At 71.8% G+C, this 19,888-nt stretch carries 21 protein-coding genes; 12 read left to right on the forward strand and 9 right to left on the reverse strand.

Annotation, left to right across the window (positions count from 1 at the left end; translation table 11 throughout):
* The first annotated feature begins 220 nt into the window (after positions 1-220).
* The 3 genes from VA596_RS33030 to VA596_RS33040 are packed head-to-tail and all read left to right on the forward strand — an operon-like array spanning position 221 to position 3,101.
* Complete coding sequence (locus tag VA596_RS33030) at positions 221-1,348, forward strand: sigma-E factor regulatory protein RseB domain-containing protein (RefSeq protein WP_323332148.1); 1,128 nt, start codon at positions 221-223, stop codon at positions 1,346-1,348.
* Positions 1,345-2,262 (forward strand): ABC transporter ATP-binding protein, encoded by a 918-nt coding sequence (locus VA596_RS33035; RefSeq protein WP_323332149.1) that lies wholly within the window; start codon positions 1,345-1,347, stop codon positions 2,260-2,262. The genes VA596_RS33030 and VA596_RS33035 overlap by 4 nt, the downstream gene beginning before the upstream one ends.
* Positions 2,259-3,101 carry an ABC transporter permease gene (locus tag VA596_RS33040; protein ID WP_323332151.1) on the forward strand — a complete coding sequence of 281 codons (843 nt, stop codon included), beginning with the start codon at positions 2,259-2,261 and terminating at the stop codon, positions 3,099-3,101. Before VA596_RS33035 ends, VA596_RS33040 begins: the two co-directional genes overlap by 4 nt.
* Here VA596_RS33040 and VA596_RS33045 read toward each other — a convergent pair.
* Complete coding sequence (locus VA596_RS33045) at positions 3,091-3,897, reverse strand: esterase/lipase family protein (RefSeq protein ID WP_323332153.1); 807 nt, start codon at positions 3,895-3,897, stop codon at positions 3,091-3,093. The two genes, VA596_RS33040 and VA596_RS33045, sit on opposite strands and share 11 nt — an antisense overlap.
* Positions 3,898-3,999: 102 nt before the next feature.
* Between VA596_RS33045 and VA596_RS33050 the strand changes: the two genes are divergently transcribed.
* The 3 genes from VA596_RS33050 to VA596_RS33060 all read left to right on the forward strand — a co-directional run bounded on the left by VA596_RS33050 (position 4,000) and on the right by VA596_RS33060 (position 7,019).
* Entirely contained in the window at positions 4,000-4,347 is a 348-nt protein-coding gene (locus VA596_RS33050) for a VOC family protein (RefSeq protein WP_323332155.1), read from the forward strand.
* A 46-nt stretch (positions 4,348-4,393) separates the two neighbouring features.
* Complete coding sequence (locus VA596_RS33055) at positions 4,394-6,757, forward strand: excinuclease ABC subunit UvrA (protein ID WP_323332156.1); 2,364 nt, start codon at positions 4,394-4,396, stop codon at positions 6,755-6,757.
* Between the two features lie 88 nt (positions 6,758-6,845).
* Positions 6,846-7,019, forward strand: coding sequence for a hypothetical protein (locus tag VA596_RS33060; protein WP_323332158.1), 174 nt, complete (start codon positions 6,846-6,848; stop codon positions 7,017-7,019).
* Here the strand turns inward: VA596_RS33060 and VA596_RS33065 are convergent.
* The 3 genes from VA596_RS33065 to VA596_RS33075 all read right to left on the reverse strand — a co-directional run bounded on the left by VA596_RS33065 (position 7,012) and on the right by VA596_RS33075 (position 10,821).
* Complete coding sequence (locus tag VA596_RS33065; RefSeq protein WP_323332160.1) at positions 7,012-8,208, reverse strand: glycoside hydrolase family 64 protein; 1,197 nt, start codon at positions 8,206-8,208, stop codon at positions 7,012-7,014. The two genes, VA596_RS33060 and VA596_RS33065, sit on opposite strands and share 8 nt — an antisense overlap.
* A 146-nt stretch (positions 8,209-8,354) precedes the next feature.
* Positions 8,355-9,305, reverse strand: coding sequence for an MBL fold metallo-hydrolase (locus VA596_RS33070; RefSeq protein WP_323332162.1), 951 nt, complete (start codon positions 9,303-9,305; stop codon positions 8,355-8,357).
* 250 nt (positions 9,306-9,555) lie between these two features.
* A complete protein-coding gene (locus tag VA596_RS33075) occupies positions 9,556-10,821 on the reverse strand; it encodes a ricin-type beta-trefoil lectin domain protein (RefSeq protein ID WP_323332164.1) in 1,266 nt (421 codons plus the stop codon).
* 412 nt (positions 10,822-11,233) lie between these two features.
* On the opposite strand from VA596_RS33075, the gene VA596_RS33080 reads away from it, so the two are divergent.
* The 4 genes from VA596_RS33080 to VA596_RS33095 are packed head-to-tail and all read left to right on the forward strand — an operon-like array spanning position 11,234 to position 15,037.
* A complete protein-coding gene (locus VA596_RS33080; protein WP_323332166.1) occupies positions 11,234-11,710 on the forward strand; it encodes a PTS system mannose/fructose/N-acetylgalactosamine-transporter subunit IIB in 477 nt (158 codons plus the stop codon).
* Positions 11,711-11,717: 7 nt separating this feature from the next.
* Positions 11,718-13,340: a PTS system mannose/fructose/sorbose family transporter subunit IID gene (locus tag VA596_RS33085; RefSeq protein WP_323332168.1), complete on the forward strand. Its 1,623-nt coding sequence runs from the start codon at positions 11,718-11,720 to the stop codon at positions 13,338-13,340.
* Between the two features lie 9 nt (positions 13,341-13,349).
* Positions 13,350-13,742 (forward strand): PTS sugar transporter subunit IIA, encoded by a 393-nt coding sequence (locus VA596_RS33090; RefSeq protein WP_323332170.1) that lies wholly within the window; start codon positions 13,350-13,352, stop codon positions 13,740-13,742.
* The gene (locus VA596_RS33095) at positions 13,739-15,037 is read left to right on the forward strand and encodes a hypothetical protein (protein WP_323332172.1); all 1,299 of its coding nucleotides are present in this window, start codon (positions 13,739-13,741) and stop codon (positions 15,035-15,037) included. Before VA596_RS33090 ends, VA596_RS33095 begins: the two co-directional genes overlap by 4 nt.
* Here the strand turns inward: VA596_RS33095 and VA596_RS33100 are convergent.
* Positions 15,034-15,801, reverse strand: coding sequence for a GntR family transcriptional regulator (locus VA596_RS33100; RefSeq protein ID WP_323332174.1), 768 nt, complete (start codon positions 15,799-15,801; stop codon positions 15,034-15,036). The two genes, VA596_RS33095 and VA596_RS33100, sit on opposite strands and share 4 nt — an antisense overlap.
* Before the next feature lie 429 nt (positions 15,802-16,230).
* Between VA596_RS33100 and VA596_RS33105 the strand changes: the two genes are divergently transcribed.
* Both VA596_RS33105 and VA596_RS33110 read left to right on the forward strand, forming a co-directional pair.
* Complete coding sequence (locus VA596_RS33105) at positions 16,231-16,578, forward strand: hypothetical protein (protein ID WP_323332175.1); 348 nt, start codon at positions 16,231-16,233, stop codon at positions 16,576-16,578.
* Positions 16,579-16,591: 13 nt separating this feature from the next.
* A complete protein-coding gene (locus VA596_RS33110; RefSeq protein WP_323332177.1) occupies positions 16,592-16,858 on the forward strand; it encodes an SH3 domain-containing protein in 267 nt (88 codons plus the stop codon).
* 1 nt (position 16,859) lies between these two features.
* Here VA596_RS33110 and VA596_RS33115 read toward each other — a convergent pair whose 3' ends face one another.
* From VA596_RS33115 to VA596_RS33130, 4 genes are all read right to left on the reverse strand, one after another.
* Positions 16,860-17,753 carry a Kelch repeat-containing protein gene (locus VA596_RS33115; protein ID WP_323332179.1) on the reverse strand — a complete coding sequence of 298 codons (894 nt, stop codon included), beginning with the start codon at positions 17,751-17,753 and terminating at the stop codon, positions 16,860-16,862.
* 62 nt (positions 17,754-17,815) lie between these two features.
* Positions 17,816-19,042 carry an RNA polymerase sigma factor gene (locus VA596_RS33120; RefSeq protein ID WP_323332181.1) on the reverse strand — a complete coding sequence of 409 codons (1,227 nt, stop codon included), beginning with the start codon at positions 19,040-19,042 and terminating at the stop codon, positions 17,816-17,818.
* A complete protein-coding gene (locus VA596_RS33125; protein ID WP_323332183.1) occupies positions 19,033-19,347 on the reverse strand; it encodes a YciI family protein in 315 nt (104 codons plus the stop codon). Before VA596_RS33125 ends, VA596_RS33120 begins: the two co-directional genes overlap by 10 nt.
* 3 nt (positions 19,348-19,350) lie before the next feature.
* Positions 19,351-19,680, reverse strand: a complete 330-nt coding sequence (locus VA596_RS33130) for a YciI family protein (protein WP_323332500.1) — start codon at positions 19,678-19,680, stop codon at positions 19,351-19,353.
* Positions 19,681-19,888 lie beyond the last annotated feature (208 nt).

Consider the following 19,888-nt stretch of genomic DNA (forward strand, 5'->3'; position numbering starts at 1 on the left):
GCTCTGCGGCGTGCCGTCGCTGGTCGTGCTCACTTCGTCCCCCTAGTCGTGTTTCCGCCCAGAGAATAGCCGGGTCGCGGCCCGGATCCGGGGTTGTGGACCGAGCCGTGACCCGGTTGTTCGCGCGCGACGCAGCGTCCGGTGGCCCCGGATTCACAGCCCCTCGTAAGGACTGATGCCCGAGTTCATGGCGTAGAAAGGACGGCAGAGGTGATGCCGGATGACGCCCTCGGTGGTGCGGCACGAAAAGCGGCGCCGGTGGGCGGTGGTCGCCGCGGTGACCCTTGTCCTGGTTTCGGTACCCGCCGTCGTCGCCGCGCTGCCGTCCGCGGGGGAGTCGATCGACGCGGGCCGCCTGCGTGCCCTCGTGCTGGCGTCGGCGGGCCGGCCGTACCAGGGGTACGCCGAGAGCTCCGGCTCGCTCGCCCTGCCGGAGCTGCCGAACCTCGCCGACGTCGCCGCGCTCTTCGCCGGGACGACGCGGATGCGCGCCTGGTACGCGGGCCCGGACCGCTACCGCTTCGACGTCATCGGCACCGCCGGTGAGCACGACGTCTACCGGCTGCCCGACGGCGAGTACACCTGGGACTACGGTGCCAACGCGCTGACCGAGCTGATCGGCGAACCAACCGTGCGGCTGCCGCGGGCCGGGGACCTGCTGCCGCCCGAGCTCGCGCGGCGGGTCCTGACGGCCGCGAAGAACGACCCGGTGACGACGCTGCCCGCGCGGCGCGTCGCCGGGGTCGACGCGTCCGGGCTGCGGCTGGTCCCGGCCGACCAGGACACCACGATCGGCCAGGTGGACCTGTGGGCCGACCCGGCGACGGGGCTGCCGGTGCGGGTCGAGGTGACCGCGCGCGGGCAGCAGGCGCCGATCCTCAGCACCGCGTTCCAGCAGGTCGAGCAGACGACGCCGGCCGTCGAAGCGCCGCGTCCGGTGCTCGGCTCCGGCTTCTCGGTCGCCAGCGCCCCGGACGTCACGGACGCGCTCGGCGCGCTGGGCCAGGCGGTGCTGCCGACCACCCTCGGCGGGCGGCCGCTGGCGTCGTCGAGCTTCGGCGGCGTCTCCGGCGCCGCGCTCTACGGCACCGGGCTGGCGGCCTTCGCCGTGATCGCCGTGCCGCGCAACGTCGGGAACGCCGCGAGCGACGCGGCCGGGAAGGCAGGCGGCGTGGAGGCCAAGCTGGCGGCGGGGACCGTGGTGCAGCTGTCGATCACGCCGTTGTCGCTGGCGATCGTCCGCTCGTCGTTCTCCCGCCGCTCGTACCTGCTGGCCGGGACGGTGACGCCGCAGGTGCTGCGGACGGTCGCGGACGAGCTGTCGCGGCTGCGCCGGAGCGGCCGATGATCGTCACCCGCGGCCTGACCAAGCGCTACGGCCGGGTGCTCGCCGTCGACGCCGTCGACCTGGACGTGCGCGAAGGCGACCGCTACGGCTTTCTCGGCCCCAACGGCTCGGGCAAGACCACGCTGGTCCGGATGCTGCTCGGGCTGGTCTACGCGACCGGCGGCGAGATCGAGGTGCTCGGGAAGCCGGTGCCGAAGCGGGTCTCCGAGGTGCTGCCGGACGTCGGCGCGCTGGTCGAGGGCCCGGCCGCGTACCCGCACCTGTCCGGGCGCCGGAACCTCGCGCTGCTCGACGCCTCCGGGCGCGGCGGGGGACGGCGCACCCGGCAGCGTCGCATCGACGACGCCCTGGAGCAGGTCGGGCTGGGCGCGGTCGACCAGCGGCCGGTGAAGGCGTACTCGCTGGGCATGCGGCAACGGCTCGGGCTGGCCGGGGCGCTGCTGCGCAAGCCGCGCCTGCTGATCCTCGACGAGCCGACCAACGGGCTCGACCCGCAGGGCATCAAGGAGATCCGTGAGCTGCTGGTCGCGCTGAACGCGGGCGGGACCACGGTGTTCCTGTCCAGCCATCTGCTGGCCGAGGTCGAGCAGCTGTGCACCCGCGTCGGCGTCGTCGACCGCGGCCGGCTGGTGCTGGAGGAGGACCTGACGTCGTTGCGGGCGCTGACCGGCCGGGTGCTCGTCGGCACGCCGGACGGGGCCGCGGCAGCCGCGGTCCTCGACGGGCAGCTCGAGTCCCGCGACGGCGACCGCCTGGTCATCCGGCACGAGGACCCGGCCGCGCTGAACGCGATGCTCGTCGAGGCCGGCGTACGCGTGACGTCCATCGACGCCGAGCGGCGGACCCTGGAGCAGGTGGTGCTGGAGTTCACCGGGCCCGGGTCGGACCGGTTCGGGGAGGTGGCGGCCGGGTGATCGCCGTCGAACTGCGGAAACTCGTGCTGCGGCCGCGGATCTGGGTCAGCGTGCTGCTGCTGTGCCTGCTGCCCGCGATCGTCGGGATCTTCCTGGCGACGGCCGACTTCGCGCCGCCGCCCGGGCAGGGCGGGGCGTTCCTGTCGGCCGTGGTGAACGACGGCGCGCTCTACCCGGCGGCCGCGCTCGCCCTGGTCCTGCCGCTCTTCCTGCCGATCGCGGTCGCCGTCGTCGCGGGGGACTCGGTCGCCGGCGAGGCGTCCGGCGGCACCCTGCGCTACCTGCTGGTGCGCCCGGTCGGCCGGACGCGGCTGCTCGGCGCCAAGATGATCGCCATCGCCGTGTACGTCACCGCGGCGATCGTGATCGTCGTGCTGACGTCGCTGGTGCTCGGCGTGATCCTGTTCGGCACCGGCGGCACCCCCGGCGTCGCGGGTCCGGGCGGGCAGCCCGCCGGGGTGACGTCGCTGTCGGGGCAGTCGCTCAGCTCGTCCGGGCTGGGCCTGCGGCTGCTCGGCGCGGTGAGCTACATCGTCGTGTCGATGCTCGGCTTCGCCGCGATCACGGTGTTCCTGTCGACGGTCACCGTCTCCTCGCTCGGCGCCGCGCTGGGCGGGCTGGCCGTGCTGATCACCAGCTCGGTGCTGGAAACGCTGGACGCGGCGGCGTCGGTGAAGCCCTACCTGCCGACGCACTACTGGCTGTCGTGGATCGACTTCTTCCGGGACCCGGTGCTCTGGCGCAACATCGACCACGGCCTGCTGCTGCAGGCCGGTTACATCGTGGTGTTCTTCGGCGCGGCTTGGGCGAACTTCGCGACGAAGGACGTCACGAGCTGAGGCACTCCGATGGTGCTTCGAGCGGTGAGGTGCCCAGCGCCTGCAGGACCAGCTCGGTGACGGCCGGGTCGGTCGGCAGGTCGCCGTGGCCGGCCTGGTTTCCGGGGCAGACCTGCTGCAGCGCGACGTTCACCGCGCCGTCGACGCGGGCCGAGTCCGGTGGGGTGACCGTCTCGTCGCGTTCGGTCCACAGGGACAGCCACGGGAGCGTCGAGGGGATCGGGTCCTTCGCCATCTCCTGCAGCAGCGCGCTGCCCGGTGCCAGCTGGACGCACGCGGTGGGACAGGCGCCGGGGACGAGCGCCCCGCCCGCCGTTGCCAGGCCGGTGCCGTGCATCGGGGCGCCCAGCGTCACCACCCGGCGGGCCTGGTGCTCACCACCGTCGCGGCCGACCCACAGCCGGGCGACGACGCCGCCCGCGGAGTAGCCGATGACGTCGACCGACGGCGCCCCGCCCGCGTACGCCCGCTCGACGGCGTCGGAGAGGACGGCGACCTGTTCGAGCAGGTCACCGGTGCCGTCGCCGGCCAGGGTGAGCACCTCGGCCGTCCGCCCGGTGGTCTGCCGGATCCGCGCGGCCAGCTCGTTCAGCGCGCCCTGGCCGCCGCCGTAGCCGGGCACCAGCAGCACCGGCCCCGGCCGGTCCTGGTCGGGCGTCCCGGCCTGCGGTGCGGCGCTCGTGCCGGAGGTGACGACGACGGCCACGACGACCGCGAGCACCACGACGACGGCGACGCCGCTCAGCATCAGGCGCCGCCGTGGGCTGATGCCGCGCCACCAGGCCGTGATCCGCATGCCTCCATCATGCACGCGCGAGACCGATCAGGAATCGAGAAGCGCAGGTCATCGCCCCGGTCGTAGCGTCGGTGCCACAGCACACGACAACCAGGAGTGACCATGAGCACCGAAGGCATCAAGACCGTCCTGCACCCCGTCTCCGACGTGGAGAAGGCCAAGGCCGTGTACACGGCCCTGCTGGGCGCCGAGCCGACGGCCGACTCGGCCTACTACGTCGGCTACGACGTCGGCGGCCAGCACATCGGGCTGGTGCCGGGCGGCGGCCCGCAGGGCATGACCGGGCCGGTCAGCTACTGGCACGTCGCCGACATCGAGGCGAAGCTCGCCGAGGTCACCGCGGCCGGCGGCACCGTCAAGGACGCGCCGAAGGACGTCGGCGGCGGCCGTCTCGTGGCCACCTTCACCGACGCCGACGGCAACGTTCTGGGTGTGCTGCAGGACAGCTGACCTGGTTGGATCGACCGCAGGCCCGCCCGGAGACACTGGAGAGAAGATGAGCAAGGCCCCGCACGAAGCCGACAGCCACGACCTGATCCGGGTGCACGGCGCGCGCGTGAACAACCTCAAGGACGTCACGGTCGAGCTGCCGAAGCGACGGCTGACCGTGTTCACCGGGGTCTCCGGCTCGGGCAAGAGCTCGCTGGTCTTCGGCACGATCGCCGCGGAGTCCCAGCGGCTGATCAACGAGACCTACAGCGCGTTCGTACAGGGGTTCATGCCGACGCTGGCGCGCCCCGACGTCGACGTCCTCGACGGGCTGACGACCGCGATCATCGTCGACCAGGAGCGGATGGGCAGCGACCCGCGCTCCACGGTCGGCACCGCGACCGACGCCAACGCGATGCTGCGGATCCTGTTCAGCCGGCTGGGGAAGCCGCACATCGGCTCGCCCCAGGCGTTCTCCTTCAACGTCGCCTCGATCAGCGGCGCCGGTGCGGTCACCCTCGAGAAGGGCGGCCGCACCACGAAGGAGCGTCGCAGCTTCAACATCCTGGGCGGCATGTGCCCGCGCTGCGAGGGCCGGGGTGCGGTCAACGACATGGACCTCACCCAGCTCTACGACGAGACGAAGTCGCTCAACGAAGGCGCGATCACCATCCCGGGGTACAGCATGGAGGGCTGGCACGGCCGCATCTTCCGCGGCAGCGGCTTCTTCGACCCGGACAAGCCGATCAAGAAGTTCACCAAGCGCCAGCTCGACGACCTGCTCTACAAGGAGCCGACCAAGATCAAGGTCGAGGGCATCAACCTGACGTACTCGGGGCTGGTGCCGTCGATCCAGCGGTCCATGCTTTCCAAGGACGTCGAGTCGATGCAGCCGCACGTCCGCGCGTTCGTCGAGCGGGCGGTCACCTTCACCACCTGCCCCGAGTGCGACGGGACGCGGCTCGGCCCGGAGGCCCGGTCGTCGAAGATCGGCAAGGTGAACATCGCCGACGCCTGCGCGATGCAGATCAGCGACCTCGCCGAGTGGGTCCGTGGCCTGAAGGCGCCTTCGGTGGCGCCGCTGCTGGAGGCGCTGGGCCACACCCTCGACTCGTTCGTCGAGATCGGCCTCGGCTATCTGAGCCTCGACCGGCCCTCGGGCACGCTGTCGGGCGGGGAAGCCCAGCGCACCAAGATGATCCGGCACCTCGGGTCGTCGCTCACCGACGTCACCTACGTCTTCGACGAGCCGACGATCGGCCTGCACCCGCACGACATCCAGCGGATGAACGAACTGCTGCTGCAGCTGCGGAACAAGGGCAACACGGTGCTCGTCGTGGAGCACAAGCCGGAGGCCATCGCGATCGCCGACCACGTGGTCGACCTCGGTCCGAAGGCCGGTTCCGAAGGCGGCGAGGTCGTCTTCGAGGGCACCGTCGAGGGCCTGCGCGCGAGCGACACGATCACCGGCCGCCACCTCGACGACCGGGCCGCGCTCAAGGACGAGGTCAGGAAGTCCGAGGGCGCCCTGGAGGTCCGTGGGGCCGACACGCACAACCTGCGTGACGTCGACGTCGACATCCCGCTCGGGGTGCTCGTCGTCCTCACCGGCGTGGCGGGTTCCGGGAAGTCGTCGCTGATCCGCGGTTCGGTCGAGGGCGCCGAGGGGGTCGTCTCGATCGACCAGGCCGCGATCCGCGGTTCGCGGCGCAGCAACCCGGCGACCTACACCGGGCTGCTGGAGCCGATCCGCAAGGCCTTCGCCAAGGAGAACGGCGTCAAGCCCGCGTTGTTCAGCGCCAACTCCGAAGGCGCCTGCCCCAACTGCAACGGCGCCGGCGTGATCTACAGCGACCTCGGGATGATGGCCGGCGTCGCGACGCCGTGCGAAGTCTGCGAGGGCAAGCGGTTCCAGGCCGAGGTGCTGGACTACAAGTTCGGCGGCAAGGACATCAGCGAGGTCCTGGCGATGTCGGTGGCCACGGCGGAGGAGTTCTTCGGCGACGGCACGGCCAAGCTCCCGGCGGCGCACAAGATCCTCCAGCGCCTCGCCGACGTCGGCCTCGGGTACCTCCGGCTCGGCCAGCCGCTCACCACGCTCTCGGGCGGCGAGCGCCAGCGGATCAAGCTGGCCACGCAGATGGGGGCCGCGGGTGACGTCTACGTCCTTGACGAGCCGACCACCGGCCTGCACCTGGCCGACGTCGAGCAGCTGCTCGGCCTGCTGGACCGGCTCGTCGACGCGGGCAAGTCGGTGATCGTCATCGAGCACCACCAGGCGGTGATGGCGCACGCGGACTGGATCATCGACCTCGGCCCCGGCGCCGGCCACGACGGCGGCACGGTCGTCTTCGAAGGCACCCCGGCCGAGCTGGTCGAGTCGCGCGCCACGCTCACGGGTGAACACCTGGCGGCTTACGTGGGGGCGTGAACCGCGCCGGTCCGGGCCTCGTGTTCTCCATGGGAGTGGTGGAGCAAAAACGGGGTGAGCCGTCATGCGGATTCGTACGATGCTCGTTGTGCCGTTGCTGGTACTGGACCTGGCCGCGTGCGGCGGCCAGTTGAGGGAAGTCACGGTGGGCACGGCGGTGCCCGTCCCGGCATACACCGTCGAAACCCACGGGAGCGTCGATCTCGACGTGCTCGGGGATACGCCGGTGGCGCCGGAGACGGGCGCCGTCAAGCTCAGTTGAACGGGTCGAGCGTCAGGTAGGCGGTCGCCGGGTTTCCGTCGTTGACCAGGGATTCGAAGTGGCCGACGTCGTCGAAGGCGAACGCGTACGCCTTGCCGTCCGCCATCTGCGCGTGGATCTTCTTCGCGTACTGGTTCGTGACGGCGTCCTGGTAGAACCCGGCCGAGCTCGTGTCGGGCTGGTTGGCGTTGGTGAGCAGCGTCGAGCGGTTGAAGCCCGCGCAGAGCGTGCGCGAGATCTGGCCGCGGACGTCGTTCGGCGCGTCGAGGTTCTTGTAACAGCCGAAAACGCTGTCGGAGTCAGGTTTCTGGAACGCCGTCACGAACCCGCCGGAGGTGTTGGTGAAGTTCATGACGTTGCCCGAAACCCGGCCGGAGTACTTCACGCTCGGCTGGTCGGCGACCGGGGTCACCGTCAGCGTCGACGAGCTGTACTTCGTCCAGACGCGGTTGATGTAGTCCTGCAGCACGGTCGCGGGCAGCACGCCCATCTCGATGCCGTGGCCCGGGGCGAGCGCGCGCAGGACCGTGCCGTCCGAGCGCGTCCGGATCAGGTTGGCCCAGCCGCCGGCCTGGCCGCGCAGCGAGGAGTAGAAACCGTTGTAGCCGCCCGCTTTCAGGTGCCCGGTGCTCTTCGTCGTGCCGCCGACGGGCTGGACGCCGACCGCGTACGGCGCGGAGAACATGTCCACCTGCGTGCTGTTGAGCCAGAGCCCGCCGTCGTTGAGCGTGTACTCGGACCAGTTGAAGAGGATGTTGACGTTCGGGTCGGACGGGTTCTGGATCGCGGGCTGCACCAGGCCGCCGGTCGTCAGCTTGAACACCAGCTTCTGCCCGTAGGAGAAGTAGATCCGGCCGGAGAACTTCGGGATCCGGATGGTGACCGACTGACCGTTCGCGGGGCCGGGGATCGACGCGTCCGGCGCCGGGGTCGGCGGGTTCCCGCCGGCCGGCCAGGCGTGGAACGTGCCGTTGGCGTCGGCCCAGCCCTGCTGCCCGGTCGCCAGGTACGTGCCGAGGTCGTAGAGGTAGATCGGGTCGGACCGGCCCGAGTTGTTGGTGATCTTCAACGGGATGGTGGCCGGGACCGCGTCGGCCGCGGGGGCGAGGGCGGTCATGAGCCCGGCGGCGACGGCGAGCGCCGCGGCCATGGCTCCGAACCGCCGTCGGAAGGGAAGTCTCGTACGCACGGGGCGCCTCCTCGTCGAGGGCCGGTGATCACAAGTTGTTCAGACCACTTCAGAGTCGGCGAGGCGCGGAGACCTTGTCAAAGGCTGATGGTTATTAGCCGCCGTCCGGCCCAGCGTCCGTCGCCGAGCGGTTCGTCACGGGGGCTTCAGGAGATCTGGCGGGCCGGTTCGGCGCCCAGCAGGTAGTCCAGGTCGATGCGCCCGCCCGCGGCCGCGATCACCGCGTCGATCGCCAGGTCCACGTCCAGCTTGCGGCCGTGCTGGTCGGCGTAGGCGCGCATCAGGTTGCCGATGTGGCGCTCCGGGTTGCTCCAGGTCGGCCAGCGCAGCGACGCCTGGGTCGCGAGCTTCGAGAAGTCGCGGCTGCGCGCGGTCGCCTCGAGCAGCCACTCGAGGTAGACGCGCATCGTGTGCACGGCGGTGTGGCCCGGGTTCGCGACCGGGCCGTGGCCCGGCACGAGCGTGCGCGGGCGGAAGGTGTCCTGCATCCAGTCGAGCGCGTCGAGCCAGCCCGGGATCGAGCCGTGCACCGCCATCGGCGTGCTGCCGATGAACACCAGGTCGCCGGTGAACAGCGTGCCCGAACGCGGTTCGTGCACCACGAGGTCACCCGCGGTGTGCGCGGTGCCCGGCACGGCGACGACGTCGGCGACCGCGTCACCGAGGTCGATCCGCCGCCAGCCGACGACCGGGCGGACCGCCGCCGGCTCCGGCGGCTCCAGCACGCCCCACTGGGTGCAGGTGAAGACGTTGCCGTAGGTCTGCGGCCCGGCCTTGACGACCTCGACGCTCGCGGGCGCGGCGAGCACCGTCCCGCCGTCGCGCAGCGCGACCCCGACGCCGTTGTGGTGCTCACCGTGCGCGTGCGTCACGACCACGGTGAGTTGCTTCGCGCTTTCCGGCGCGTACTTGCGGACGTCCCGCACCAGCTCCAGCGTCGCCTGCTCGGTGCCGCACGTGTCGATCAGCGCGACGCCTTCACTGCCCTGGATCCACCCGCTGTTGGCGACGAACCATTCGTCCGGGCTCTTCACGTACGCCACGACCCCCGGGCGCGCGTGCCGGAGCGGGACGATGTTCGCGGTGACGGCCGGCATTGCTTTTCCTCCCTCGGCGAAGCCGTAACGGCCCGGCTTCGCAGCGTGCCGGCGCCCGCCTGGGCGGAACGTCCGGCGATGCCCTTAACGACGAGGACGCGGCCAGGTTGCGCGCTTTTCGCCGGGATTTCGCCGGGCTCCCGGCGAGTTCTGGATCGGTTCTGGATTCGGAGGGAAACCGGCAGGTCATCGGGCATTCTGCCAGTTTCCCTCCGAATGGGAACCTCTTTCGGAGAAAATCACCTTCGCGTCAGGCCGGCACCTGCCACCGCTGGTTCGCCGTGCCCGCGCACGTCCAGATCTCCAGCCGGGTGCCGTCGGCCGACGCATTGCCCGTGGCGTCGAGGCATTTGCCCGACTGCGGGTTCAGCAGCGAGCCGTCGGACCGCGCCTGCCACGTCTGGGCGCCGGTGCTGTTGCAGTCCCACAGCTGCACGAGCGTGCCGTCCGCGGTGCCGCTCGAAGCGACGTCCAGGCACTTGCCGAGCGCCCGCAGCGTCCCGCTCTGCACGGTCCACCGCTGCGCGCCGGTGTTGTTGCAGGTCCACAGCTGGATCGCGGTGCCGTTGGCGGTGCCGGACGCGCTGACGTCGACGCACTTGCCGCCGATCCCGGTGATCGCGCCGGACGGATTCGTGGCCCCGGTGGTGATCAGGTACGCGCTGTTCGCGACGTTCCAGTGCGTCGCCAGGTAACTGCCGGCCGGCGGGTTGGTGTTGAAGTAGTCGTCGCCCAGGCAGTCGATCTGGTTCTCCGGCGCGCCCGGGCAGACCTTCACCAGGCCGCCCGGCGGGTTCGGGATGCCGCCGTCGTCGTAACACATGATGTCCTCGTCGTCCCAGCAGTGGCCGTACGGCGTCGAGTGCGGCGCGCTGCCCTGGACGGCGCCGAGGGTGTGCAGCAGCTCGTGGCCGGTCGCCTGCCACGACCAGCAGCCGGTGCCGACCGTGGCGTAGTGCGGGCCGGCGTTGTACGGGTTGCTCGCGCCCGGGCTGTCGTTGCCGCCGTTGCCGAACGCCAGGCCGCAGCCGTCCTTGTCGTACCAGACGATGTACTTGCGGTCGGCCCGGTTGTAGCCCTGCGCCTTGATGGCGTTGGTGATCGTGTCGACGGTCGCCATGTCGCCCTGCGCGATCGTCACGTTCGCGATGGTGGCGCGGCAGCTGGAGTCCGTGACGTACCGGAGGTGCCGGACGCCGCCGCCGAGCCGGCTCGCGGCTTCGACGAAGGCGTCGTCGATCTGGCTCGTGAAGGTCTGGAACTGGGTGGCGAACTGGGAGTACCGGTCGGCCTGCCCGTTCCCGCGGACGTACAGCGCCTGAACGCGCTTACCGCTGGTGCCGTCGCCATCACAGACGGTCGACTGCGGGGCCGCGGCAGCGGCCGCGGGTGTCCGGAGGTGGTCTGGGAGCTGCTCGGTGCCGTCGTGGCCGGCGGCCCCGGCGGACGGGAGCAACGCGGTGGCGAACACGAGGGCGGTGCTGAGCGCGGCGAGGCGCCAGGTTCTTGCGGTCACGACGATTCCGCCTTCCCGATGCGGCAGTGGACGAGAAGTACGCTCGCGGTCTAGACCACTGGGAATGATAGGAGCGGGCGCCGATGGCTGTCACTGACAAGAACGGACAGCTTGGGGTGAACCGCCCACGAGCCGCGACCCGGTCATGACCGTCGCGGTCCGCTGAGCGGTACGGGTCTTGACAGTCGATCTAGACGGTCCATACTGGTATATACCTTTATGGGAGGGTCCGGGAATTTCCATCCGGGGTACCAAGAGGGGGCTTCGCGCGCACGGGGCCGACGGGAGGTCTGAGGGGTCCTGCCGTCGGCCCGCGCGGAGCTGTCCCTTGGTTCATGGCTTTGGTCACACGCAGTATTGACACCGCTACGGGCGCGAACCAGGATGTCTCCTGCCACTGGGGAGGAGAAACATGGCGGGGGCACACGTCCGGATCGACAACCGGCTGGTTCACGGGCAGGTCACCGTCGCCTGGACCCGCCGCCTCGGCGTGCGCCGGCTGCTCGTCTGCAACGACGAGGTCGCCGCCGACGACCTGCAGCGGACACTGCTCCCGCAGGCCGCTCGCGGGCTGCCCACCGACGTGCTGTCGGTGGCCGACACGCTGCTCGCGCCCGCCGGCGACGGCGTCATGATCATCACCAAGCACCCCGAGGACCTCTTCCGCCTGGTCGAGGGCGGGCTGCGGCCGGAAGTCGTCAACGTCGGCAACGCCGCGCCCCGGCCGGGCCGCGACTACACCATGGTCACCCGCTCGATCGCGGTCACCGCGGACGAGGCCGCCGGCTACCGGAAGCTGGCTGCGGCCGGCGTCCCGGTCGTCACCCAGCTCATGCCCCAGGACAAGGCCGCCGACTTCGTCGCGCTGCTCGATCGAAAGGGGCTGTGAGCCCGGAATGCTCGTCGCTCTGGCCCTGACCGTCTGGGCCGTCTACTGCACCTACGACGGGCTCGGCCCGTTCCTCATCTACGCTCAGCGCCCGCTGATCGCCGGTTCGGTCGCCGGCCTGATCACCGGCAACCCGCTGCTCGGCCTGCTGATCGGCGCGACGCTGGAGCTGGCCGCGCTCGGCGTCTACACCTACGGCGGGGCGACGATCCCGGACTACCAGACCGGCACGATCGTCGGCACCGCGCTGGCCGCGAGCGCCGCCGGGGGCACGTCCGCGCAGGTGGCGGTCGGTCTCGGGGTCGGGCTGCCGGCGGCGGTCCTGCTGTCCGCGCTGGACCCGGTCGGCAAGATGGTGACGACCGGCCTGGTGCACCGCGCCGACTCCTACGCCGCCGACGGCAACGCGCGCGGGATGGCGATGATCCACTGGGTCAGTCTCATCCCGTGGGTCGCGGTGCGCGCGATCCCGACGTTCCTCGCCGCGCTCGCCGCGTCCGGCGGGCTGGTCAAGGACATCACGGCGAACATCCCGACCGGGTTCGTGAACGGCATGACGCTGGCCGGTTCGCTGCTGCCCGCGGTCGGGTTCGCGCTGCTGCTCGGCATGATGGAGCTGCGGAAGTACTGGTACCTGCTGCTCGTCGGGTTCGTCGGGTTCGCCTACCTGCACCTGCCGGTGCTGGGCGTCGCGCTGGTCGGCGTCGCGATGGCGATGCTGTTCGTGACGTTCAAGCGCGAGGAGCCGGCGGTCGTGACTACCGCGGCGGAGTCCCCAGAAGAATCCACTGTGGACCCCCGGCTGACGAAGCAGGACCTGCGCCGCGCCTACCGCCGGTACTTCTGGTCGAGCCAGATCTCGTGGAACTACGAGCGGATGCAGGCACTCGGCTTCGCCTATTCGATGGAACCGGTGCTGCGCCGCCTGTACCCGGACAAGGCCGACTACGCCGCCGGGCTGCAGCGGCACATGCAGTTCTTCAACACCTCGGTGCTCGTCGGCGGGCCCCTGATCCTCGGCTCGACCGTCGCGCTGGAGGAAGCGGGCACGCCGACGTCGGCCGCCAGCACGAAGGTCGCCCTGATGGGCCCGCTCGCCGGCATCGGCGACACCCTCGTTTTCGCGCTGTACAACAGCATCATCTTCACCATGGGCGCGTCGTGGGCGCTGCAGGGCAACTGGCTCGGCCCGGTGTTCGCCGCCGTCATGGTGCTGGTGCCCTACGCGCTCATCCGGCGCTGGCAGTTCGGGTTCGCGTACCGTGAAGGGAAACGGCTGGCCGGGCACCTCGCGGCCGGCGCGCTGGCCCGCGTCGCGCAGGGTGCGACGGTGCTCGGGTTCGTGGTGCTCGGCGGCTTCATCCCGTCGATCGTCAAGGTCGTCACCACGCTGACCTACCGGCAGACCACCACCGTCCAGGGACAGGCGGTGACGCAGGCGGTGGCGATCCAGGACCGGCTCGACGAGCTGGTGCCGTTCCTGCTGCCGGTGCTGGTCACGGCGGGGGTGTACCTGCTCGCGGCGAAGGCGCGGATGCGGCCGATCTGGATCATCGCGGTCGTCATGGTCGTCGGCGTCGCACTGGGGTGGCTCGGCTGGTTCGCACCCGCCGGGCCTGCGAAGAGTTAGGAGCCCGTCATGTCGATCCCGATCATTCTCGCGGGGCACGGCAGCCTGCCTTCGGGCGTCGGCGAGGCGGCCGAGATGATCCTCGGCCCGCAGTCGCGGCTGAAGGTCTGCGCGCTGAGCCCGAGCGACCGCCCGGAGGACTTCGGCGCCCGGCTGGGCGCCCTGGCCGGCGACGCGGCCGAGCTGCTCGTGCTGGCCGACCTGCACGGCGGCTCGCCGTTCAACGCCGTCCGCGCGCTCGCTGCCCAAGGACCGGCCCGCATCGAGCTGGTGTCCGGGCTGAACCTGCCGATGCTGCTGGAGGTCCTGCTGCACACCACCGGCGACGTGACCGAGCTGGCCGGGGTGGCACGCGCCGCCGGCCGCGACGGCGTCGTCGACGTCCTGGAGTCCACCTGGTGACCGCCTCGCTCCTGCTCGCCGCGCAGGACGTGCGGATCACGCCGGGCCCCGGGCACCCGCTCGGCGGCTACCTGGCCCGCCACGGCGTCGCGACCGGCACCCACGACGACCTCGAAGCGTCGCTGATCTGGCTGTCCACCGAAGACGACCCCGGGGTGCTGTGGGTGGCGCTGGACGCGCTGGCCGTGGACGCCGGGCTCACCCGCACCCTGGCCGGCGCCGTCGCCGAGGCCGTCGGCATCGCCCCGCAGCGCGTGCTCGTCTGCGCGTCGCACACCCATTCCGGGCCCGAGGGCTGGACCGGCCAGCTGCACCCCGGGCTGCCGGGGCAGCGGGACAACGGCCTGGTCGACCGCATGACGGAGAAGATCACCGGCGCCGCGGCCCTGCTGCGCGCCTGCCGAAGACGCGTGCGGGCCCGGTGGCACGCGGGGGAGACCGAGGCCGTCGGCAGCAACCGCTACGACCCCGACGGCCCGCACGACACGTCGTTCGGCGTGCTCGAGCTCCGGCGGGACGACGACACCCCGGCCGCGCTGCTGTTCGACTACGCCAGCCACCCCACGGTGCTGGGCCCGGACAACCTGACCTGGTCCGCGGACTGGCCGGGCGCGACCCGCCGCGAGCTGGCGGCGCTCATCGGCCGTCCGGTCGCGGCGTTCCTGCAGGGTGCGGCGGGCGACGCGAGCTCCCGGTTCGTCCGGCGAGGCCGCGACCACGACGAGGTGGCCACCCTGGGCGGCCACCTCGCGACGTCGATCGCCCGCACGCTCGAGGCGGCGTCCTCGTCGGCGGCCACCGGCCCGGTCAGGCTGACCCGGTCGTCGCTGCACCTGCCCTACCGCGACGTCCCGTCCATCGAGGACAGCCTGGAACTGCGCCAGGCGGCCGAAGGCGAATGGCGGCGCGAGCTCGCTCTGCATGGTGAGGACCACCCGGCCGTCCGGATCGCCCAGACCCGTTACGAAGGGTGCGCGATGCTCGCCTCGATGGCGGCCACCGACCGCCCGACGGGCTGCGCGGAGGTGCCGGTCAGCGTCGTGTCACTGGGCGAGATCGCCTGGCTGCACACGCCGTTCGAGCTGTTCGCGTCCCTGGGCCTGCGCATCCGCCGCGGCAGCCCGTTCCGCCACACGAGGGTGATCGGCTACACGGACGGTTACCTGGGCTACCTGCCGGACGCGGCCGGGCACCGCGACGGGATCTACGAGTCGTACGTGACCCTGTTCGGCCCGGAGGCGGCCGACGTGCTGGTGGAGCACTGTTTGAAGCTGCTCCGGAGCCACTACGCCTAGCTGCCGTTGCGCCGGGCCTGGGTGAAGACGGTGTAGCGATCGGCCCGGTACAGCGAGCGGCCCGCTTCGATCACACCGCCGCTCTGGTCGTGCAGCGTGCCCTGGATGATCAGGCACGGCTGGGTGGCCTCGATGCCCAGCAGCCCGGCGTCGTGGCTGGTGGGCAGGGCCGCGGAGATCGCCGTGTCGTTCCAGTCCGCCCGGACGCCCCAGCGCTCCTCGAGCGTGCGGTGCAGCGACTGGGTCTCCCAGTCGAACAGCTCGATGTCCGGGAACCGGTCGACCGACAGGTTGGTGCGTTCGACCGCGAACGGCTCGTCTTCGACGTAACGCAGCCGCTCCAGCCGGAACACCCGCGCCCCCGGCGGCACGTTCAGCCGCCCGGCGATGCGCGGCCCCGCGCTCTCCACCTCGGCGTGCAGCACCTTCGTCTTGGGGACGACGCCCCGGGCCTGCATGTCCTCGGTGAACGACGTCAGCATGTCGATGTGCGCGGCCTGCCGCTGCGCGGTGAAGGTCGCGGTGCCGTGCTGGCGGTAGAGCACACCGTCGGCGACCAGGCGATTGATCTCCTGCCGCACGGTGCCGCGGGCCACCTGGAAGTGCTCGGCGAGGAACCGCTCGGACGGCATCAGCCGCCCCGGCCCGGCCTCGGTGGCGACGCTCTCGATGATCTCGCGGAGCTGGTCGCCTTTCGGCCGCCCCGGCTCCAGTGCGTCCGGAAGCCGAAGATCGCTCGCGGGGACGTGCTTCGGACGGGGCATGCCTTCAGTATGTCGCGCCACCCCGGGTGAGGTAACACCCACGCTCGGCTGAAGTCCGTGGTGCGGCGGCTCGCCCGGTGGTGCGCTTGGCTCTTGGTGCGGGCGGTCGGGCGGCGGTGTGCTCGGCTCGGCGGGTGGTGCGGGGCCTGGTTCGTGGCGCGGCCGGTTCGGCCGCGACGCTCCCGGTTCAGCCGAACGCGTGGGTGGCTTGGCCGGCGGCGGTCGGCGCGGCCGTTCAGCGCCTGGCGCGCTCGCAGCGCGAGTGGCTTACGCAGGGAAGGCGAGCGGCGAAGGCAACGAGCGCCCGACCTGCGCCGCTGCTCAAGCGGACACGAACCGTGCACGCCTGGTCACGACCCGCACTTCCGCCGCGCAGCCAAACTCGGTACTTCTTTTCCGAGAAGCGGAGAAACCGCTGAGGAAAGGACCATGATGACGTTGACCAGCGTCAAACGCGCCTGCGCGGTCGCGGTGATGGCCGTCGCGGCGGGCGGGCTGACCGTCGCCCCCGCCGGGGCCGCGACCGTCCAAAGTGGATCCGGCACGATCGGCGACCCGTGGGTGCCGACCCGGGCCGCGCACATCACCTGCTCGACCGCCACGCTCTTCGGCAACTACACCGCCGGGCAGGGGCACTCCGACCCGATCGACACGCTCGTGCAGGGCAACTACATCGGCGTCCGGTACATCACGTCGGACCACAACTCGGCCGACGTCTTCTGGCACGGCGCGAGCAAGTGGGGCTTCCTGCTCCGCAGCTGCTTCTCACTGGACTGACGGGGAGGAAGACATGACCAAGGCAAGCATCGCCGCCGCGGCCATCGCCGTTTCCGCGGCGATCACGCTCGCCCCCGCCGCCTCGGCGGGGACCGTCCACGAAATCTGCGCCACGGACCTCTACGTCCGGACGCAGCCTGCCGGCGTCATCGTCGGCACGCTCTACCGCGGCGACCACTTCGAGCTGTCGCGGTACTCGCCCAGCGGCGACTGGGCCGAGGGGTACGCCATGGGGAACGTCAACAAGCGAGGCTGGGTCCAGTCCGGCTGGTTCTGCTGAGTCACGGCACCTTCAGCGAGAGCACGTCGGACACCGTCGCCTGACGGCCGAAGACGTTCGCGCGGCCGCCGATCGCCAGGATCCGGTGGGCCGGGCCGGCGACGCAGACCACCGACGACCGGCCGTGGGGGAGCAGGGTGCCGAGCAGGTGCCACGCTCCGGTGCCCAGGTCGAGGACCTCGGTCGTGCGGTCGCGCGCGCCGGGGTCCTCGGCCGCCGGTGCGCCGCCGACGACCACGATCCGGTCGCCGAGCAGCGCCACGCCGGGGAGCACGCGCCGCTTGTGCATCGGGGCCACGGTTTCCCAGGTGTCCGTCTCGGGGGAGTACCGCTCCACCGAGTCGAGCACGTCCCACGGTCCGCCGGTCAGCCCGCCGATGGCGTACAGGTGGGTTTCCGTCGCCAGCAGCCGGAACCGGGCCCGCGGGGTGCGCATCGGGGCCACCGGGTCCCAGCGCTTCTCCTCCGGGTCGTAGCCGAGCACCGCGTCCGTGGCGGGTTCGCCGGTGCCGCTGCCGCCCGCGACGTAGAGCTTGCCGCCGAGACCGGCGGCCGAAGCCGAGGCGAGCGGAGCGGGCAGGGGTGCCGCCGGGCTCCACTCGTCGAGCAGCGGGTCGTAGCGGTCGACGACGTCGGTGGCGGCCTCGCCGACGGTGCCGCCGGCGGCGTAGACCCGGCCGCCGGCCACGCCGACGGCGAGGTCGGTGCGCGGGACCGGCATCGGGCTGGCGTGCTGCCACTCGCCGCTGCCCGTCACCTTGCGGGTCTCCACCGAGCCGTGGGCGGTGTTCCCGTCGGTGCCACCGATGACGAAGAGGTCGTCGCCGGCGCGCGCCACCTCGTGGGCGAACCGGGGCGACCGCAGCGGCGGCCGGTGCTTCCAGGACTCGGTCATCGTTCCCACCCTCTTTCCCGCGTCGCGATTCGCGGCCAGAGTCTCCGGGGCGGGGTGGTTTGTTACTGGAGTTCGCCGATTCGTCGCGACAGATAACGACGCTCGGCGTCGGTGGGCGCGAGTTCCAGCGCCTCCCGGTACGCCGCCTCCGCCTCTTCGGCACGGTCGAGGCGGCGCAGGAAGTCGGCCCGGGTGGCCGGCAGCAGGTGGTAGCCCGCCAGATCACCGCTCGCCGCGAGCGTGTCGGCCAGCGCCAGGCCGGCCGCAGGGCCTTCGGCCATGGCCACCGCGACCGCGCGGTTCAGCTCGACCACCGGTGACGGGTTCAGGCGCGCGACCAGCTCGTACAGCCGGGCGATCCGGGCCCAGTCCGTCTCCTCGGCGCGGGCCGCCGTCGCGTGGCACGCGGCGATCGCCGCCTGCAGCTGGTACGGGCCGGGCCTGCCGAGCGCGAGCGCGGCGTCCAGGACGCCGACACCCTCGTCGATCGACGCGCGGTCCCAGCGGGTGCGGTCCTGGTCGGCGAGGGTGACGAGGTCACCGGCGTCGTCGGTGCGCGTCGCGCGGCGGGCGTCGTGGAACAGCATCAGGGCGAGCAGGCCGCCCGCTTCCGGCGCGTCCGGCAGCAACCGGACGACGACGCGCGCGAGCCGGATCGCCTCGGCCGTCAGGGCCTGGCGGACCAGGTCGGCGCCCGCACTGGCCGAATAGCCCTCGTTGAACAGCAGGTAGAGCACGCCGAGCACCCCCGACGTCCGCTCGGGCAGCAGCTCGGCGGGCGGGACGCGGTAGGGGATGCGGGCGTTGCGAATCTTGCGCTTGGCGCGCACGATCCGCTGCGCCATCGTCGGTTCGGGCACCAGGAACGCGCGGGCGATCTCCGGGGTGGTCAGCCCGGCGAGCGTCCGCAGCGTCAGCGCCACCTGCGCCTCCAGCGGCAGCGCCGGGTGGCAGCAGGTGAACATCAGGCGCAGCCGGTCGTCGGGGACGTCGTCGGGTTCCGGGGCCGGCTCGTCGGCCGGCGTCGTGACGGCCAGGTCACGCAGCCGGCCGGCCTCCGCGGTGCCGCGCCGCAGCTTGTCCAGGGCCCGGTTGCGGGCGGTGGTCGTCAGCCACGCCCCGGGACGGCGCGGCACGCCGTCCCGGGGCCACGTGGCCAGTGCCTGGGCGAACGCCTCCTGGGCGCACTCCTCGGCCAGGTCCCAGTCGCCGGTGACCCGGATCAGGGTGGCGACGACGCGTCCCCACTCGGTGCGGAACGCGTCGTCGACCGCTTCGGCTACGCCCACACGGGCCGCAGTTCGATCGCCCCGAACTTCGCGACCGGGTGCGCCGCGGCGATGTCGATCGCCTCGGCCAGGTCGGCGCATTCGAGGATGTCGTACCCGGCGATCTGCTCCTTCGTCTCGGCGAACGGGCCGTCCGAGACGAACGTGCCGCCGTCACGCGGCCACAACGTCGTCGCGTCGCCGACCGGCCGCAGCTGGCTGCCTTCGAGACGGCGGCTTCCGGCCAGGGCGACCCAGTCGTCCGGGGCGTCCTCCGCGGTGCCGACGAGCTCGGGGTCGACGCACACCCACATCAGGAACTTCATGACTCACTCCTCCCAGAACGGCCGGATCTCGATGGGGAACCGCCCCGCGGCGGGGTGCGCGGACGCGATCGCGATGGCCTCGTCGAGGTCCTCGCACTCGACGACCTCGCAGCCGGCGACCCATTCCTTCGTCTCGGCGAACGGGCCGTCCGACGTCAGCCGCTGCCCGTCGCGCACCCGCACGGTGACGGCTTCGGCGGGCGGCCGCAGCAGCGTCCCGGCGTGGGTGGCGCCGCGGGCTTCGACGTCGCGCAGCCAGGCGACGAACTCGGGCTGGGCGTCGATCTCGGGCGGGCTGAACAGCTCCGCGCCGTCGTCGCAGATCATCAGCATGTACCGCAAGGCTCCTCCTGGTCGTCCGGTGCAGCTTCTCACCCACTCGACGCCGCCGTGGGCCGGAATCGACAGGCTTCCCGAAAGTTTTTTCCGGTGCCCTGTCGATCCGGGCGCACCGCGGCGTCGACGGGTCGCCCGGTGGACGCGGCGACTGCGTCGGCCGCGAGTTCGCCGATGACGGACCACACGCACATCGAGATCCTTC

Origin of the sequence: Amycolatopsis heterodermiae, assembly GCF_034929455.1 — a bacterium.
GTDB classification, from domain to species: domain Bacteria; phylum Actinomycetota; class Actinomycetes; order Mycobacteriales; family Pseudonocardiaceae; genus Amycolatopsis; species Amycolatopsis heterodermiae.